Source organism: Streptomyces humidus (assembly GCF_014649655.1).
In the GTDB taxonomy this organism is placed as follows: Bacteria; Actinomycetota; Actinomycetes; order Streptomycetales; family Streptomycetaceae; genus Streptomyces; species Streptomyces humidus.
In genome coordinates, this window is sequence record NZ_BMTL01000002.1 from 168,630 (window position 1) to 184,145 (window position 15,516).

Sequence of the window (15,516 nt, forward strand, 5' to 3'; positions counted from 1 at the left end):
CAAGTGATGTATCCGGCGAGCGCAGCGGTCACGGGACCAGCCCGAGGTACGCCGCAAACCATAGAAACAGAAGAAGTACGGTTCCTTGGGCACGGCGGCGACCCGACGATCAGCGTCCCCGTACCCTTCCGGTGCGGCGCAGTCGCCGTACCGCCGATCTCAGCTCTGCGCGGCGTGCCGCGCTGCTGAGCAAAGGATCCCGCGCCGGCTTCCCGTCGACAGGTCCGTCCGGAGCGACGCCGCCTGCTTCCGCCGTCGTCCACAGAGCCAACTCGCGGTCGCGCAGCCCGTAGGCGGTATAGACCATGCGGTCGCCCGGGTCCAGCATGTCGTCCAGCTCCGTACGCCGACCGTCGGCCGGGACAGCACCGTTGAGCGCCGCCTTGCCTCTGTCAGCCTCGTGAGGCACTGCGTCGCGCCTATGCCGCCCCTCGCCGACCTCGCCGAAGACCCGTACCGGATGCGACATGCCCCAGGCCTCCCACCCTGGGCTGCCCGTCGTCACGAAACGGGTCCACGCCTCGTGCATCGTGTCGGCGAGCGCCTGCGGCGCTCCGTCACCGGCTAGCTTCGCGGACTCAGGAGTTTCGCCGGTATCGAATACGAAACCGAGTTCCAGAGCGTGGCAGGCGCCGAGTCCGGGCCGCAGCGAGGGCCAGGCGAACTCGTACACGTAGGACGTCCCGGGACGGGCTTCGGCCAGCTGTCGAAGCGGCAGCCGCAGCAGCTTGTCGGTGACAATCTGACCGACGGTTTCGGCGGTTCCGGCCTCTGGATGGAGGGCGCGATAGCCTCGCGGCACCTCATGGCCACAGTGGCAGCGGGCCATGGCTCCGGCAAAAGCGACGGGACCCATCCGATCGACTCGCTCCAACAAGCCGCCCGGCACCAGCCAGAGCCGGTACTCGTCGCGTGTCCAGCCCAGGAGCAGTTCGACGCCCCTGGCCACGTCTCCGTCGACGAGGGCCTGCAGGGGATCGCGCGGGACGAGGTCGCCGTCGATCACGATGCCGAAGGCTGGTCCGCCCAGCACCGGACTGCTCAGCCTTCCAGCCTCGGCCTGGACTCTCAGCAGAAGATCGCGGTCGACGCCGGCGAAAGCCTCGGCGGTGGCGGGGATCTTCAACCGGTTGGCCATCCGGCGCACCATGCGCCGAACCTTGTCCCGCTCGCCGACCTCTGGGGGTCCACTCTGCAGGACAGCCCGCCGAAACAGCCCTTGCGCCTTCGGGGCCGCGATCAGTGCGCCCACACTGATGGCGCCTGCGGACTGGCCCGCCAAGGTGACCCTGTCGGGATCGCCGCCGAAGGCCTCGATCGCTCGATGGACCCATTCCAGTGCGGCAAGCTGGTCGCGCAGACCCAGGTTGGCAGGAGCGTCGGGAAACAGTCCGTAGCCCTCCACACCCAGCCTGTAGTTGATCGATACGAAAACGATTCCATCGCGCGCGAACTTCCATCCGTCGTACACCGGTACCGCTGAAGAACCCCTGGTAAGCGCGCCACCGTGCAGCCATACCAAGACGGGCAGCCGGGCGCTCGGCGTGGGATCACGCGTCCAGACATTGAGGTTGAGGCAGTCGTCACCCGGAACGACAGGGTCGGAGAGATACCGGGCAAAGGCTACGGAGTACGACGGTTTGGGCGGCGTCGGCCCGAAAGTGCCCGCATCGCGCACCCCGTCCCAGGGCTCGGGCCGGACGGGCGGCCTGAACCGCAGCGGCCCGAAAGGGGGCGCCGCGTACGGGATCCCCCGAAAGACGGCAATGCCGTGCTCATATCTCCCGCGGACGACCCCGCAGGGAGTCCTGACCACGGGGCGGGCGTCGGACACCCCCAGGGCGTCGCCCGCAGGATTCGTCCGGTCTGCTGCCACCTGCTCACCGCCCTTCGCCGCGCTCGCGCACCGATTCACACAAGAGCATCACACCAGCACCCGGTTATTCCGGAGCGCCCACCTGAGCGGGGCTGTTCGGCGTACATCCGGTGCCGAGACCGAGACGGTCGCAGTGGCAACTGCAACCCTTCACTTCGACCGATTGACCGTGCCGACAGCTCAGACCTACCGTAGGCGATGATTGCAGAAAGCGCTTCCTATACTTTTCTACGCACCCGGGAGAGTCATGCCCAGCGCCGCCTTGCCGAGGGCCGTGTTCGCCATGGATCCGGTGCACCTGCCCCTGCTGTTCCCGGAGCCCTTGATGGCCCGGTTGCGCCGCACGGCCGAGATCGAGACCGAGGTCGTCGTCCGCGACTTCTCCGATCCCACGGCGGCAACGGCACTGGCCGTCACCGAGGTTCTGATCACCGGTTGGGGCTGTCCCCACCTGGACGAGGGCGCGACCACCTCGATGCCCCGGCTGCGGGCAGTGCTGCACGCCGCAGGTTCGGTTCGCTCACTGATCGGCGAGGCTCTGTGGGAGCGGGGAGTGGCCGTTTCCAGCGCGGTCACCGGTAACGCCGTACCCGTGGCCGAATACACACTCGCGATGATTCTGCTGGCCGGAAAGGACGTCTTGACTCATCGTGAACGATTCCGTCTTTCCCATGCCCAGCCGACCCCCGCCGAGACCGCAACCATGGGCAACTTCGGCCGCAGGGTAGGCGTCATCGGCGCATCGCGTGTGGGCCGACGCCTGTTGGAACTGCTGCGCCCGCACGACTTCGACGTTCTCCTCCACGATCCGTACGTGGACGCTGCCGAGGCCGCCGAACTCGGCGCGCGGGCGGTCTCCTTGAGCGATCTCCTTCTGCACAGCGACATCGTCACCCTGCATGCGCCGGACATCCGCGAAACCCGTCACATGCTCGACGGCGACCGCCTCGCCTTGATCCGGGACGGCGGCATCCTCATCAACACGTCGCGGGGCGCCCTCGTGGACCAAGCCGCCCTCACTGGGGAACTGGTCTCCGGCCGACTGCATGCCGTGCTCGACGTCACCGATCCGGAACCCCTCCCGGCCGACTCCCCTCTGTACCGGTTGCCGAACGTCTTTCTGACCCCACACATCGCCGGATCCCTCGGCAACGAGTTGGAACGACTCGGCCGTATCGTCGTCGAGGAACTGGAACGGCTGGCCGAAGGGCTGCCGCTTGTCCATGAAGTGCGCCGAGGCGATCTGACCAGGCTGGCCTGACATCGCGATCGGCCAGGAACTCCGCTCCACTGTTCTCAGCCGTTCCCAGGTGCTACCGGCGGTATCCACAGGCTCGTCCACCTGGGCAGGCATCGGGATACGGTTCCCGAGTCGACCGGGGGGCCAAGCCCCTTCCGGTGGTCAGGCCACGCCGGTATCCGCGACCGTGGCCCCGATGTGCCCAATGGTGGCAGGACGGTAAGGAGCCGCAACGTGAGTCAGCGCAAGACGACCGGGGACGCAGTCGCCAGGGTGACCATAAGGGATGTGGCGGAGCGCGCCGGTGTGTCTGTAGCAAGCGTTTCCCGTGTTCTGTCGGGCAGCAACTACCCCGTCTCCGACACGGTGCGCAGCCGCGTGATGCAGGTCGTCCGAGACCTGGACTACGTGACGAACGCGCACGCACGGTCTTTGGCCGGCATGGGCACGCCGACGGTGGCGATACTGATCAACAACGTCACCGCCGCCGCGTTCGCCCACATCGCGAAGGGCGTCGAAGGCGCGGCCACACTGCGCGGCTGGCTGTCGCTGGTCGGCACCACCGGCGACGATCCAGAACGTGAGTTGGCCCTGGTCGACCTGATGCGGCAACAGGGTGTGGCCGCTGTCGTGTTGCTCGGGGGCGCCTACGACCACGACGGGTACCAGCTGCGCATGGCCCGCTTCGCTCGCTCCCTCGACGCGGTGGGCTCGCACTTGGTCCTGGTCGGCAGGCCCCCGTTGCAGGGTGACGTTCCGGCCACAACGGTCGACTACGACAACGAGTCCGGGGCCTATGCCATGGCCGGCCACCTCCTCTCGGCCGGTCATCGACGCATCCTGACCCTGCCCGGCCCTGCTGAACTCAGCACAGCCCAGGGAAGGTTGAACGGTGCACGTCGAGCCTTCGAGGCGTATGGGGTGCCGTTCGACCGGGGGCTGTTGCGACAGGGCCCTTATGACGAAGCGTACGGATACGCGGCGGTCGACGCCGCTCTGCATGAAACACCGGACTTCACTGCGGTACTCGCAGGTTCCGACATCGTCGCCGCGGGTGCCATGCAGGCATTACGTGCGGCAGGGCTACGGGTGCCGGAGGACGTGTCGATCACAGGCTATGACGACATCCCGCTGGCGTCCCAACTCACCCCTCAACTCACCACGGTACATGTGCCTTACGAGGAGATGGGCCGAGTGGCTCTGCATGCGGTCGCGGACCGACGAAAGAGCGCTGGGGCCGAAGCACGACGCACGGGTCCGAACGCCGAGCACCTGGTTCTGGGGACCCATGTCGTCGTGCGAAACTCAGTGCGCTCCTCGAAGCGGTACCCGCGAGTCACAGCGTCTGTTCGGACTGCCACGAAAGTCTCTCGGTAAGCCCTTTCCCTCCTGCACTGCTGACGAGCTGCCGGCTCCGCGGAGGCCGCCGACGCCCCCTATGGGCCTCGTCGCAATCGACTGGCCGGCACACACCCCTTCCATCCCCTGCATCTCCGTCCGCACGATGGGGCTACCGCACGACATCTGAGTGCAAACGGTTCCGTACACTCTTCGAGTGCCATAGAAAGTCTGGGTCTACCGTTACGGCAACCGATTGCTACCTCTCGGGCTACGACACCAACACCGCCTGATCTGCGAGCTGTTCCCCTGACGATCAATCGAGCCTTGCTCGGGACGCTCATGATCCCGTGTCACACCGTGTCTTCCCGCCACGTCGCGGCATGTCTAGGATAGCAAGCGCTTTCTGCGAATCGTCCGTTCCTGCATCGGGCTCCCAAACGGCGTGCGAACTTTCGCTGGCCCTCGGGCGGGCCGGAGAGGTGGTTCCGAATGGTGCGCACGGCGAATGCGAGCTCGACGGCCGGGCCAACCCTGGCGGTCGTGGCACGCGAGGCGGGGGTATCCGTTCCGACGGCCTCCAAGGTGGTCAACGGGCGAGAGGATGTCGCTCCCGAGACTCGACGCCGAGTCACGGAGGCACTGGACCGTCTGGGTTATGTGCGCAGACCTCGACTGGACGCCTCCAAGCCGCCCCGGCTGGTGGATCTCGTCGTGCACTCCCTGGACAGTTCACGGTCGGGCGCGGTCCTCTGCGGCGTCGAGGAAGCGGCGCACGACGCCGGTCTGGACCTGGTCGTCTCTGCCGCCCTGTCCCGTAACCGCACCGGACGCCCGCAACGGGGTTGGCTGGACAAGCTGACCGTGCGTGGCTCCGCAGGAGTTCTGTTCCACCTCGCGGAGCTGACGGGTTCTCAGTATGCGTGGCTGGACCAGCATCGCATTCCGTTCGTGATGATCGATCCCGTTCTGGAGCCGCCCCCAGGAGTCATGTCGGTAGGAGCAGCCAACTGGCAGGGCGGGGTGACGGCGACCGAACATCTCCTGGCACTCGGACACGAACGCATCGCAGTGATCGCCGGCCCGAGGCGGAAGATGTGCAGCGGCGCGCGTGTCGCCGGCTATCGCTCGGCGCTGGCCTCGGTCGGCCTCGCGCAGCGCCCTGAGTACCTCCGCGACGGCGGCTTCGACGAGACCGTCGCGCACCGCCGCATGCACGAGCTCCTGGACCTGCCCGTGCCCCCGACAGCCGTCTTCGTCTGTTCCGATCGCATGGCACTGGGCGTCTACCGCGCCCTGGCGGAGCGGCAGTTGCGAATCCCGCATGACATCAGCGTGGTGGGTTTCGATGACCTGCCGGAGACCCGCTGGGCAACCCCCGCCCTGACCACGGTCCGTCAGCCGCTCGCGGAGATGGCGGGGACGGCACTGCGGGTGCTGGTACGGATGATGGACGGAGAGCGCCCGGAGTGCACGCGGACAGAGCTGTCGACGAGACTCGTGCAGCGCGCTAGTACCGCGCCGCCGCGGGCCTGACGGTTCACGTCCGTCCGACTTCGGTCACCCGCCCCGTCTCATCCTCATACCCGGCGACGGTACATCTCGCCGCGGATCCTGCGCCGTGAACCGGACTGCCCACCGGCAACCCGTATTCGTAAACGCTTACTCGTCATAGAGTCGGGGTGACCGCTTTCTCCACTTCTTCCGTTTCCCGCTCGGCCTCTGTTTCCTTCCTGTTCTGCACTTCTTGCCTGTCCTCCCATACTTGCATGTGAGCTGTGTTTGCCACGGTCGGGCGACGGTGCGCGATGTTGCCCTCCAGCAGGCGAGTCGCGCTCGCCACCCCGACCCCGTGCGTGGCGTGCGGCGTGGGCAGCCGCCCGTCCCTTCGCTTCAGTTCTGCAAGGGCTGAGTGCATCGCCTCATGAGCTGCGAAAAGGCATGGGGTGCTGTAGATCGCCACGGCCACGCCGAGGCCGGACAGCTCGCTCAGAGAAAGGCGGGGGGATTTGCCGCCGGTGATCTGGTTGAACAACATCGGCTTGTCTCCGACCACGGCCCGGATCCGGCGAATCCATTCCACGCTGCGGACACCGTCGACCAGGACGACGTCGGCATCCGTGGCAGCGAGAGTCTCGGCGCGATGGAGGATGTCTTTCTCTTCTGTGGCGCCCGTGCGGGCGACCACGACCAGGTCCCCGCGGGTCGCCAGCACCATTTCCAGCTTGGCGAGATACTTGCGCAACGGCAGTACCTGCTTGCCGTCTGCATGTCCACAACGGCGCGGTCGTTTCTGGTCCTCCAGGATGACTCCGGACGCACCGATTCGCTCCAGGCCCTCCACCACGTGGCAGGCGAACTCCGGATCGACGTATCCGTCGTCGATGTCGACGAGCAGGTGGTGACTCGGGAACGCGCCACGCAGCCGCTGTACGAATGCCATCATGTCCGGCCGGGCGATGAAACCGATGTCCGGTAGTCCGTAGTAGGAGGCCGCGAATCCAAATCCGGAAACGAACATCCCGTCATAATGTTGTGCCGCGATCGACGCCGAGTACATGTCGTGTCGTACACGCCGATCAGCGGAGTCGTCCCGGGGGCGGTGATCCGCTCCCTCAGCTTGGTCCCGTAAGTCACTGCGGAGCTCCTCCTGTACATCCTTTTCCGGAGCGTCTTTCGAGAAAGGTGTTTCGGAACGGTTTTCCGAAACAAGAGGATCTCGATGCGCGTGCGTACAGCCTCCACTACGCGACCAGAACCCACTCCGATGGCGCAAGCGGTTCACCGAAGAATCGTCATTTGTCTCCGGGCTCAGCGTGACGGTCGAACCGCGCGCCGAGGAGTTCGCCGGAGTACGGTCAGTCGTATGCGTGCAGGCTGCCGCATGCATCCCGGCGAAACCGCCGCCCGCCTCGATGTATCCGGCGATCCACTTCCGCTGGGCCGGAGTCAGCGCTTCGCCACTGGTGGACAGATAGGGACGACGGCTGCATAGCCGTCCAGCGGGGCTTCCTGGGCCTATCCGCGTCCTTGCAGTCGGCAGGGCCCTCGACGAGTCCCATCACTGCAGTTCAGCAGTGCACTCTGCGCCTATTTGATCAAAACCCGGACGATCCGACTCAAGGTCCGCCACCGCGCGCACGTCCGGGCCGAGGACCGCATCCGCCCCGCGTCCACGCGCCGCTTCGCCGGAAACGCTTGCGCCGCCCTCGTCCCGCTCGTCGGATCGCCACTCCTCCTGAGCACCGCAACGCATTCTGGGTAACAGCGACAGCAGAAGCGCGGATGCGTCGCCTCGGGCGTGAGGGGACCTCTCCCCGCAAACATACCGAGGGCGAGCACCGAAACCCTTCCGTAAACGGTTGCGAGTCACCGACGCAGACACGGGCAACGTAGAAACGGAAACAACGCAGAGATTGAACCGCCCCGGGTCAGGTAGAGACTCGATTCCGTGAAAGGATTGAGTTATGGCACGACCCTCCCGTTACCCGCTCGACCCCGCCGAAGCGGTCCCGGTGCTCGTCGATGAACGCTACGAGCGCGTGTGTGGCCGGTCGAGCTCGGCCGCGAAGAAACTCGCCGCGGCCTTCAGGATCTCGTTCGCCCGCTTCAGCTCGGCGTTCTCCTTCTTGAGCGCCTTGAGCTGGGCGGACTCCTCCGTCGTCGTCCCCGGACGCTGCCCCGCGTGTGCGCCTGAGCGGGTTGCCGGGCCGGGAGTGGAGGAGCCGTTCGTCGACCTGCGGGACGTCGTCGACGTGGTGATGAAGGCGGTTCTGCAAATGACCGGTACCTCAGAACTCCAGATGTCTCCGAGCCGTAGCCGCTGACGCTTCGGGAAGCGCTTGCAATCATCGGTCAGCGACTGTTCGCGAGCGGCGCGCACACCTGTATCAGCGCGGAAGTGCGTGAGCAGTTGGCAGGATTGGGGGTGCCGTCTGGCGAAGCGGCTTTTCCGGTGGAGTTGTTCGAGTCTGTGCTGGACGGTCGTAACGCATTTCTCCCGAGCCTCCAGGAGGTGCTCGGCCGTACACCGCGTGACTTCGCGGATTTCGCTAAGCGTTGTCCCGTAACTGCTGGTCGCAGTGCGCAGGTAACGCCCGCTGGGGTCAGCCGAAGAGGAGGTCGACGTCCTTCTCGATGCAGAGCTGCAGGACGACCACCAACTGGCGGACGTCGTCTATGTGCCGTTGGAGAAGTGGGTCGGTGGTTCCGCCTTGAGGTTGGTCGGCGATCTCCTGCAGGCGGGGGAGGATCGCGGCGCACTGGATCGGCGTGAGGTCGGGGCCGTCATCGTCGGGATGATTGAGGAGTGGTGCCAGGGTGGTGGAGACGTTGTTCCACGGGCGCTGTCCGTCGAAGCCGTGCATCTCGTCCAGTGCGAACCCCTCGGCCTGTGCCAGCCACCGCCGGAACGCTCCGAAGCCGGTGTAGGACCAGGAGACGTCCGGGCTGCTGGTGTCATCGTCTCCTGGAAACAGAACGAGCCCCACATGTCCTCCTCGCTGGCCGAGCCCACAGGATCGGCCTCAAGAAACGGAGACAGCAACTGAAATGATCTCGCCGTGGCTGGTGTGAACACGGCGTCTGAGCTGTCCTGGATAACCCCGTTCACCGGGCTGAGCCCTCGGCAGTTCGGCAAGCTCATCACCGCGCTGCGGCGCGAGGGCGCCGACCCGGTCCGCAAAGGCCGGCCGTGGAGTCTGCCGCTGGAGGACCGAGTGCTGCTGGTCGCCGCGTACTGGCGCACGAACCTCACCCTGCGCCAATTGGCGCCGCTGTTCGGGGTGTCGAAGTCGGCGGCCGACCGCATCATCGGCGCCCTCGGCCCGTCGCTCGCGTTCCAGCCCCGCAGACGGTTCCGCAAGGACACCGTGCTGATCGTGGACGGCACCTTGGTGCCCACCCGCGACCACACCATCGCCGAGCAGTCCAAGAACTACCGGTACTCCACGAACCACCAGGTCGTCATCGACGCCGACACCCGGCTCATCGTCGCCGTCGGCCGGCCGGTGTCCGGCAACCGCAACGACTGCAAGGCGTGGGAACTGTCCGGGGCGAAGGACGCCATCGGCCACACCACGGTGATAGCGGACGGCGGCTACCGCGGCACCGGGCTGGTCATCCCGCACCGCCGCGAACGCGGCCGACCCGCACTCCCGGACTGGAAAGAAGAGCACAACCGGTCGCACCGCAAGGTCCGCGCCCGCGTCGAGCACGCCTTCGCCCTCATGAAGACCTGGAAGATCCTCCGCGACTGCCGCCTGAAAAGCGACGGGGTTCACCACGCCATGCTCGGCATCGCCCGCCTCCACAACCTCACCCTCGCTGGGTGACCGGCAGGCAACAGCAGGCTCAGCCAATACGACAGAGACCGGGAAGTAGGCCGGCTACGACCCCTCTCTCAGTCGCGCCCAGGTATGAGTGTCCAGGCTGTCATGGGGGCCAATGCGGGAGAGCTCGGCGCCGTCGCGTCCCAGAGCCACGATCACGGGACGGACTCCGCGGCTGATCTGGGGAGACGTCCAAACAGCGATGAGACTGCGCTGCTCGGGAACCTCGATCCGGCGGACACCGATGCGAACGTGACTCACATCCCGCCCGAGGCGCACTTTGACGCAACTGATCCATGGGGCCGCGGTGATGGAGCGCGGAGGGTCAAGGCTGCGGGTGAGACTGAGTACGCCCCCTCCGTTGCTAACGTCGAGCACATCGACGTCGACAGGATCGTCTCCGGATCCACTGCTGCCCCCCACATACCGCCACTGCTCGCCGAACCACTCCAGAAGCGCGATGTGCTCACGTTCCCGCGATGACTTCGGACGCCACAGGATCCAGATCGCCCCGACACCGGCAGTGTCGTCGACATCGGCCGACACGGTCAGCACGCGTCTCGGCATCCACCACGGTTGCGTCTCATCTCCCGCCAGCGCCCGCTTCACCACGCCCCGCAGGAAAGTCTCCCACCGGGGCCCCGCCCACACGGCCTCTCCCCATGCCTGCATGCGCCTGCGATACCCGGCGCGCGAGGGCATCAAGCACGATGCCGCTGAGGCAACACCTCACTGCCTCCGGCCAAAAGATCATTACGGGACAACGCTTAGGCAAGCAGAGAGAACGGGGGGCTGGAAGGCGCGGGAGCGAAGCCTCGTCGAGGCAGTCCCTGCGCATCCTTCGCCGTGCGGCACCTCCGCCAGGGCGGCTACGTCTCCGAGGGCACCCCTCGCCCGGGCCGCTGGGAGTCTCCGGCAGATTCCCGCGCTCAGGGCCACGTGACCTGGACGGTCTTCTCCTCCGTGGCTGCTGTGTCTTCGAGGCCTTCCTCCTCCATGGCTCCTGCGCCGCCCGGCCGCGTCCCTTTCGACCGGAGTCACCGCGTCACCGGAAGATCACTTCTCCGGAGGCTGTTCCTCGTTTCCGCCGTCCGTGCCGTTCGCTTTCGGGGAGCTCTTCGCATGCGCGCGGAACCGTCCGGTCACGTCCTCGGGCGGAAGGAAGCGGGACCACCTCTCCGGGAACTCGGACGGCATGTCGGGATCGTCCGGGTCGTCGTCCTCGTGGGCTCGGGCCGCGGCCATGCGGGCGACGTACTCCGCGGCCTCCTCCTGGCGCTGCCGTTCGTTGGCGGCGCGGGCGGCGGCCGTCGCGGCGGCCGGCCAGACCCGGTCGATCGCCGCATTGACGGCGGCGCCCACCAGCACAGCGAAGGCGGACACGCCGATCCACAGCAGGACGGCGACGGCAGCGGCGAGGGATCCATAGATGGTGGCGCCCTCGATCGTGCTCGTCAGGTAGATCCGCAGCAGGAAACTGCCCAGCACCCACATGGCGAGGGCGACGAGTGCGCCGGGAACGTCCTCGATCCACGGAGAGCGCACGGGTACGGAGACGTGGTACAGCGTCGTCAGGAACGCGACCGACAGGACGATCACCACAGGCCAGTACAACACCTGCACGACGGTCGTCGACCACGGCAGGATCCGCACCACCGCGTCCGGTCCCGCGACCATCAGCGGCAGCGCGACCGAACCGATCAGCAGAGCGGCGACGAAGAGCAGAAACGCCACCAGTCGCGTCTTGACGATGCCGCGCACGCCGTCGAGGCCGTACATCACGGTGATGGTGTCGATGAAAACGTTTACCGCGCGCGATCCGGACCACAGGGCGAACAGGAAGCCTATGGAGATGACGTCGGGACGGCCGCCCTTCAGCACGTCGTCGAGGATCGGCTGGGCGATCTCTCGCACGCCCTTGTCGGACAGCACCGTGCGGGAGGCCTCGACGAGGTTGGTCTCCAGGCTGGTGATGGTGTCGGTGCCGGTCCAGTCGTCGACGTAGCCGAGCAGGCCGATGAGGCTGAGCAGCAGCGGAGGCACGGACAGCAATGTGAAGAAAGCGGCTTCAGCAGCGAGTCCGAGGATGCGGTACTCGATGCAGGAATTGACGGTGTCCTTCAACAGCAGCCAGGCGGTCCGCCGCTTGGAGACGTTCCGGTAAAGGGCACGCGCCCGGTGGAGACGCCCGGCGGGGCTCCCGGGTTGCTCGGGTGAGTGACTTGCTGGCTGCACGTCCTAAAGGTATCCGCCGTTCGGGGTCGCACTCACCTTCGGCAAGGCGGCTTCACCGGGTCGGGGACACGGCGCGGGCTTCGGACGGCCATGACCGCCGGACCCAGGGGTAGGTTCGGGCTATGGCAGGCAGCACGCACACTGTGACCAACCAGCCCCCGCCCCTGACCGGGTACGACGTGTACGGCACCGACCAGGCGCTGGTGGAAGCCGTGGAACGGCATCTGGATCCGGCGTTGATCGACGAGGCGCGCGGCGAGTTGTCGGCGCTCGGGCGCGCGGCCGGCTCCGCGCAAGTGCAGGAGTGGGCGGTGCAGGCCGACGAGCACCCGCCGAAATTGCGCTCACACGACCGCCATGGTCATCGCATCGACGAGGTCGAGTTCCATCCGGCCTGGCACCGGCTGCTCGGCAAGGGCGTCGGGGCCCGACTGACGGCCGCCTGGGGGCGGCCGAGCGGGCATGTGCGGCGGGCGGCCGGGTTCCTGGTGTGGACGCAGGTCGACGCGGGAAACTGCTGTCCGCTGTCGATGACCCATGCCGCGGTGCCCGCGCTGCGCACCGACCCGGAGCTGGCCGCCGAGTGGGAGCCGCGGCTGACGTCCGCGATCTACGACCGTGAACTGCGACCGGCCCGGTCGAAGGCCGGCGCGCTGTTCGGGATGGGGATGACGGAGAAACAGGGCGGCAGCGACGTCCGGGCGAACACGACGGTCGCTGCTCCGCTTGCCGAGGACGGGACGTACGAGTTGACCGGGCACAAATGGTTCTGTTCGGCTCCGATGTCGGACGGTTTCCTGGTGCTGGCCCGGGCGACCTCCGCTCAGGGCGCGGGCGGGCTCACGTGTTTCCTGGTTCCACGGGTTCTCGAAGACGGTACTCGTAACGTTTTCCGTCTCCAGCGGCTCAAGGACAAGCTCGGGAACCGGTCCAACGCCTCGAGTGAGGTCGAGTTCGACGGGACGTGGGCGCGCCGGGTCGGAGAGGAAGGTCGCGGGGTGCGCACCATCATCGACATGGTGGCGGCGACCCGGGTGGACTGTGTGCTGGGGTCGGCGGGGTTGATGCGACAGGCGGTGGCGCAGGCGATCCACCACTGCACCTACCGTGAGGCCTTCGGCGGGAAGCTGGTCGACAAGCCGTTGATGCGCAACGTTCTGGCTGACCTCGCGCTGGAGTCGGAGGCGGCGACCGCCCTTGCGCTGCGGCTGGCCGCGGCCTACGACGACGGCGGTGAACAGGAACGGGCGTTGCTGCGGATCGCGGTGCCGGCGGCCAAGTACTGGGTGACCAAGCGCTGCGCGCCGGTGGCCGTCGAGGCGTCGGAGTGTCTGGGTGGAAACGGTTACGTAGAGGAGTCGGGGATGCCCCGGCTGGTACGGGAGTCCCCGTTGAACTCGGTCTGGGAGGGCGCGGGCAACGTCCAGGCGCTGGATGTGCTGCGGGCCCTGCAACGTGAGCCGCAAGCCTTGAACGCCTATCTGCAGGAGGTCGGCCGGGCGCGCGGGGCCGATCACCGGTTGGACGGCGCGATCAAGGGGCTGCTGACCGACTTGGCCGACCTGGACGGAGCCGAGGGGCGGGCTCGGCGACTGGCGGAGCGGTTCGCACTGGTGCTCCAGGGTGCACTGCTCGTACGATTCGGGCCCCCGGAGGTGGCCGACGCGTTCTGCGCCTCGCGACTGGGCGGGGACGGCGGCGCGGCCTTCGGGACGCTGCCGCACACTCTGGATCTGGCGTCGATCGTCGAACGGGCCGCACCTCGGTCGTGATGCCCCCGACCTGCGAGGGACCGGAGAAAAACACGGAAAATCGGGGGAAATCAGGAAGCGGGGGTGGTGCCGCGCCGACACGGCACCACCCCCGCCGCAATGGCCCTGCGAGGCCAGAATCGCCGCTCAGGACGGCGCGTCTCAAGCTTCAAACAGTCTGCGGACGTCCACCAGGGTTGCAGGGGGTTGCAACTTGTCAGCGGTTGTGACCGGACCGTGCCCCTCCGGCACCCGTGGACGGCAAGATGGAGCCTTCAGCCGGACCGGAAACAGTCGACGCTGAATCTTGACATCCGGTTGGCCTGTGCTCCCGGGAGGCCCAGTGGTGACGCCACCGATGAACGTGCCGCAACTCGCGGCGGTCGACGCCGCGCGGGCGGCACGGGTGCTCAACGAGGTGCGCGACGCCCGGCTGGCCGGCAGGCGGACGCGTACGGAACCGCGCCCGGTGATCGAGCAGTCCTGGGAGCGCATGCTGCGCAGCGGCGTCGATCCGGAGCACGGTTTCAGATCCCGCCTGCTCAGCTCCGACGAGGTGCGGCGACGGCGCGAGCAGTCGCCGTTGCGCCAGGTGCTGCCGGTTTTGCGCGAAGGACTGCTGTCCGTCGCGGACCTGGCCCACCACATCATGGTCGTCGCTGACGAGGAGGGCCGGGTGCTGTGGCGCGAGGGCTGCAGCCCGGTGCTGCGCAAGGCCGACCGGATCGGTTTCGAACCGGGCGCCGACTGGGGCGAGTCCGTGGTCGGCACCAACGGCGTGGGAACGCCGGCGGTGGTGCGCCGGCCCGTGCAGGTGTTCGCCGCCGAGCACTTCGTGCGCGCGCATGCGGCCTGGACCTGTGCGGGCGCCCCGATCACCGATCCGCGCAACGGCCGGCTCCTGGGCGTGGTCGACGTGAGCGGACCGCTGGAGACGATGCATCCGGCCACTCTGGCCTGGGTCGACTCGGTTGCGAAGCTCGCCGAAGCCAGGCTGCGCGAGAGGCATCTGGGTTCGCTGGAGCGGTTGCGGGCGGTGGCGGCACCGGTGCTTTCCCGGCTCAGCGGCCGGGCGGCGGCAGTGGACGCGGACGGCTGGACGGCGGCGGTGACCGGGATGCCGTACGTGAGCCGGATCGCGGTACCCAAGGCGCCCTCACCGGGCCGTCGATGGCTGCCAACGTTCGGGGTGTGCTCGATCGAGCCTCTGGCCGACGGGTGGTTGGTGCGATCGGTGGACGAGACCGCCGAGCCGCCGCTGCGTGACGCCACCCGGATCGTGCTGGACCTGAGCCGGGCCCGGCGGTGGTCGGTGACGGTGTCAGGGGACACGGGCTCGTGGTCCCATGAACTCAGCCCCCGGCATGCCGAGTTGCTGTATCTGCTGGCTGCCCACCACGGTGGCCGCAGCGCGGCGGAACTGGCCGAGGACATGTTCGGCGACCCGGGCCGGACGGTGACGGTACGAGCCGAGATGTCCCGGGTGCGACGTTATCTGGGAGGTTTTCTGGAACACCGGCCATACCGTTTCTGTGAGGATGTCGAGGTCGACGTGCTGTTTCCGACCGACCCACAGAGCCTGTTGCCTCACTCGAGCGCACCCACCGCCATGAGAAACCGGACGTCGGCACCGCAGCAACGATGACGTACCGGTGCTCTCCCGGTGGCGTCTTCCGCATATTTGCGCAGTCTTCGTCCTCTGCGGTGGCCGACTGCCGTAGCATCCCCCTACGGGTCACCCCACCT

10 protein-coding genes and 3 pseudogenes are annotated in these 15,516 nt (G+C 67.4%); 6 read left to right on the forward strand and 7 right to left on the reverse strand.

Features of this window, described 5'->3' with window-relative positions; all coding sequences use genetic code 11:
- Positions 1–109: 109 nt before the first annotated feature.
- Entirely contained in the window at positions 110–1,816 is a 1,707-nt protein-coding gene (locus IE239_RS02580) for a carboxylesterase/lipase family protein (protein WP_229877757.1), read from the reverse strand.
- 307 nt (positions 1,817–2,123) lie between these two features.
- Between IE239_RS02580 and IE239_RS02585 the strand changes: the two genes are divergently transcribed.
- The 3 genes from IE239_RS02585 to IE239_RS02595 all read left to right on the forward strand — a co-directional run bounded on the left by IE239_RS02585 (position 2,124) and on the right by IE239_RS02595 (position 5,990).
- Positions 2,124–3,137 (forward strand): hydroxyacid dehydrogenase, encoded by a 1,014-nt coding sequence (locus IE239_RS02585; RefSeq protein WP_190147562.1) that lies wholly within the window; start codon positions 2,124–2,126, stop codon positions 3,135–3,137.
- A 213-nt stretch (positions 3,138–3,350) separates the two neighbouring features.
- The gene (locus IE239_RS02590) at positions 3,351–4,493 is read left to right on the forward strand and encodes a LacI family DNA-binding transcriptional regulator (protein WP_190147563.1); all 1,143 of its coding nucleotides are present in this window, start codon (positions 3,351–3,353) and stop codon (positions 4,491–4,493) included.
- A gap of 453 nt (positions 4,494–4,946) precedes the next feature.
- The gene (locus tag IE239_RS02595; protein WP_190147564.1) at positions 4,947–5,990 is read left to right on the forward strand and encodes a LacI family DNA-binding transcriptional regulator; all 1,044 of its coding nucleotides are present in this window, start codon (positions 4,947–4,949) and stop codon (positions 5,988–5,990) included.
- A gap of 133 nt (positions 5,991–6,123) precedes the next feature.
- Here the strand turns inward: IE239_RS02595 and IE239_RS02600 are convergent.
- From IE239_RS02600 to IE239_RS02610, 4 genes and pseudogenes are all read right to left on the reverse strand, one after another.
- Positions 6,124–7,091, reverse strand: a pseudogene (locus IE239_RS02600) (isocitrate lyase/PEP mutase family protein).
- A gap of 167 nt (positions 7,092–7,258) precedes the next feature.
- Positions 7,259–7,472 (reverse strand): annotated as a pseudogene (locus tag IE239_RS43455) (ThuA domain-containing protein); the annotation flags it as partial.
- Between the two features lie 491 nt (positions 7,473–7,963).
- A pseudogene (locus tag IE239_RS41750) lies at positions 7,964–8,154 on the reverse strand (IS3-like element ISMyma3 family transposase); the annotation flags it as partial.
- Positions 8,155–8,560: 406 nt separating this feature from the next.
- Entirely contained in the window at positions 8,561–8,944 is a 384-nt protein-coding gene (locus IE239_RS02610; protein WP_190147566.1) for a hypothetical protein, read from the reverse strand.
- Between the two features lie 72 nt (positions 8,945–9,016).
- Here IE239_RS02610 and IE239_RS02615 point away from each other — a divergent pair, with 72 nt between their 5' ends.
- On the forward strand, positions 9,017–9,787 hold the full coding sequence (locus tag IE239_RS02615; RefSeq protein ID WP_190147567.1) for a transposase: 771 nt from the start codon (positions 9,017–9,019) through the stop codon (positions 9,785–9,787).
- Between the two features lie 54 nt (positions 9,788–9,841).
- On the opposite strand, the gene IE239_RS02620 is transcribed toward IE239_RS02615, so the two are convergent.
- A complete protein-coding gene (locus IE239_RS02620; protein ID WP_229877717.1) occupies positions 9,842–10,396 on the reverse strand; it encodes a hypothetical protein in 555 nt (184 codons plus the stop codon).
- Positions 10,397–10,840: 444 nt separating this feature from the next.
- On the reverse strand, positions 10,841–12,019 hold the full coding sequence (locus IE239_RS02625) for a YihY/virulence factor BrkB family protein (protein WP_190147569.1): 1,179 nt from the start codon (positions 12,017–12,019) through the stop codon (positions 10,841–10,843).
- A 122-nt stretch (positions 12,020–12,141) separates the two neighbouring features.
- On the opposite strand from IE239_RS02625, the gene IE239_RS02630 reads away from it, so the two are divergent.
- Together IE239_RS02630 and IE239_RS02635 are read left to right on the forward strand one after the other, a co-directional pair.
- Positions 12,142–13,791, forward strand: coding sequence for an acyl-CoA dehydrogenase family protein (locus IE239_RS02630; protein ID WP_190147570.1), 1,650 nt, complete (start codon positions 12,142–12,144; stop codon positions 13,789–13,791).
- Positions 13,792–14,128: 337 nt separating this feature from the next.
- Positions 14,129–15,415 (forward strand): helix-turn-helix domain-containing protein, encoded by a 1,287-nt coding sequence (locus IE239_RS02635; RefSeq protein ID WP_190147571.1) that lies wholly within the window; start codon positions 14,129–14,131, stop codon positions 15,413–15,415.
- Positions 15,416–15,516 lie beyond the last annotated feature (101 nt).